1 protein-coding gene and 1 pseudogene are annotated in these 2,646 nt (G+C 73.5%); both read left to right on the top strand.

The features are described 5' to 3' along the window. Nucleotides 1-696 (top strand): annotated as a pseudogene (locus D1643_RS10560) (hypothetical protein); the annotation flags it as partial. A 2-nt stretch (nt 697-698) separates the two neighbouring features. After that, on the top strand, nt 699-2,646 hold a 1,948-nt coding region (locus tag D1643_RS10565; RefSeq protein ID WP_160710573.1), incomplete at its 3' end, for a TIGR03960 family B12-binding radical SAM protein.

Here is a 2,646-nt window from a genome sequence, read left to right on the forward strand (position 1 = left end):
ATCCCCGCCGGGGACGTGGCCGCGCCCGACACGCCGGCGCCCGCGGCCGACGGCACGCTCGCGCCCGAGCTGGCCGACGCCGCGCGCGAGCCCCTCGCCCTCGATGACGCCGCGCGTGCCTCGCTCGACGTGCGCATGGGCCGCTGGATCATCGCGGCCTGCTCCGAGAAGAAGCTGGCCTTCGCGCTGGCGTTTCCCTTCGTGCGCCGGCCGCTGTCGACGGACGCGGTGAACGCCACGGCCCTGCAGAACGCCGGCATCGGCGCGGTGGTGTTCATCCCCGGCGCCGACCTGCCGGTGATGACCCTCAACCAGGCCAAGATGCTGCTCCAGATAGCGGCGGCCTACGGCCAGCCGCTGGGCGTCGAGCGCGTGAAGGAGCTGGCCGCCGTGGTGGGCGGCGCGTTTCTCTTCCGCAACGTCGCGCGCCAGTTCGCAGGCCTCATCCCGGGGCTTGGCTGGGCGGTGAAGGCAGCTGTGGGCTTCGCCGGAACCCAGGCCATGGGCCGTGCCGCCATCGAGTACTTCGAGGCCGGCGGCGACATCGTGGGCATGGCCAACGTGGTGCAGAAGGCCCGAGACGAGGCCATGGGCGCGGCGGCCAAGGCGGCTTCCACGCCGGCGGGCGCGAAGGTGATCGACTCGGCCAAGCGCGGGGCCGTGCGCCTCGTGCGCGCCGCGCGCGGAAGGGGCTAGGCATGGGCGTGCCCACGACCGATTTGTGGCCGCGGCTCGCGCCGCTGCTCTCCCGCGTCGAGCGCCCCGCGCGCTACCTCGATCATGAGTGGGGCGCCGTGCGCAAGGAGGGGGCGGCGCTGTCCTTCTGCATGGTCTACCCCGACACCTACGAGCTGGGCCAGGCCAACCAGGCCGTGCGCATCCTCGTGAACGCGGTGAACGCGGCTGACGGGCTTGCCGCCGAGCGCGCCTTCCTGCCCGCCGCCGACCTCATCGACCTCATGCGCGCCGAGGGGCTGCCGCTGTTCTCCCTCGAGGGCTGTGCGCCCGTGGCCGAGTTCGACGTGGTGGGCATCACGCTGCCCCACGAGCTGGCGGCCACTAACGTGCTCGAGGTGCTCGACCTGGCCGGCATCCCGCTGCGCGCGGCCGACCGCGCCGAGGACGATCCGATCGTGCTCGGCGGCGGGCCGTGTGCCTTCAACCCCGAGCCCTACGCGCCGTTCTTCGACGCCATCACCATCGGTGAGGGCGAGGAGGCCACGCCCGAGGCGCTTGCGCGCATCCGCGAGCTGCGCGCCGCCGGCTCCTCGCGCGCCGACATCCTGCGCGCCCTGGCCGCCATCCCCGGCACCTACGTGCCCTCGCTCTACCGCTGGCGCTCCGAGGCCGAGGCGCAGGAGGCCGGCAGCTGGGCCGAGCCGCTTGAGCCCGAGGCGCCCGCGGTGGTGGAGAAGCGCGTGTTCGAGGGCTTCGCGGAAAGCGATGCCTGGGAGCCCACGGTGGTGCCCTACACCGAGGTGGTGCATGACCGGCTGAACGTGGAGGTGCTGCGCGGCTGCGCCCGCGGCTGCCGCTTCTGTCAGGCCGGCATGATGTACCGGCCTGTGCGCGAGCGCTCGGCCGACAACATCGTGGCCGCCGTGGAGCGCGGCCTGGCCGAGACGGGCTACGACGAGGTGAGCCTGACCTCGCTTTCCTCGACCGACCACTCGCAGATCGCCGAGATCCTGCGGCGGGTGAACGCCGCCTGCGACGGACGCGGCATCCGCGTCTCGGTGCCCTCCCAGCGCCTGGACTCCTTCGGCGTGGAGATGGCGGGACTCGTGGCCGGCCAGAAGAAGGGCGGGCTCACCTTCGCGCCCGAGGCCGGCACCCAGCGGCTGCGCGACGTCATCAACAAGAACGTGACCGAGGATGACCTGTTCGGCGCCATCGACGCGGCCTTCGCCGCCGGCTGGCGCCGCTGCAAGCTCTACTTCATGATCGGCCTGCCTACCGAGACCGATGACGACATCAAGGGCATCGCGAGCCTCGCGCAGCGCGCCTACGACCGCGCGAAGGCCGCCGTGCCGCCCGAGCAGCGCGGCAGCGTGCGCATGAGCGTGTCGGTGGCGGTGTTCGTGCCCAAGGCCCAGACGCCGTTCCAGTGGGACGGGCAGATCAGCCCCGATGAGGTGCTGCGCCGCGTGGGACTGCTCAAGCGCTCGGTGAAGTACAAGGCCGTGGACGTGCACTACCACGACCCCAAGACGAGCTTCGTGGAGGCGGTCATGAGCCGCGGCGGCCGCGAGGCGGCGGACTGGGTGGAGGCGGCCTGGCGCCGCGGCGCCCGCTTCGACGCCTGGACGGAGCACTTCGACGAGGCCGCCTGGCGGGCGGCGGCCGATGAGGTGGGGATCGTGCCCGAAGACGTGGCCCAGGCCCAGCGTGAGCCCGGCTACGTCATGCCGTGGGCGCACATCTCGGCCGGCGTGTCGTCGCGCTTCCTGGCACGCGAGCGGAGGCGCGCGGAGGCGGGCGAGACGACGCCCGACTGCACTTTCGGGCCCTGCACGGGCTGCGGCGCGTGCCCGACGTTGGGGGTGGACAACGAGCTGGCCGCGCCCCGGGTGGCGCAGACGGCGGCCGAGCGTGCGGGGGACGGGGCGAGCGTGGAGGCGCCGGCCGCGGGCGCCGCGGGCGCCG

The organism is Enterorhabdus sp. P55 (assembly GCF_009911695.1).
Lineage (GTDB): Bacteria > Actinomycetota > Coriobacteriia > Coriobacteriales > Eggerthellaceae > Enterorhabdus.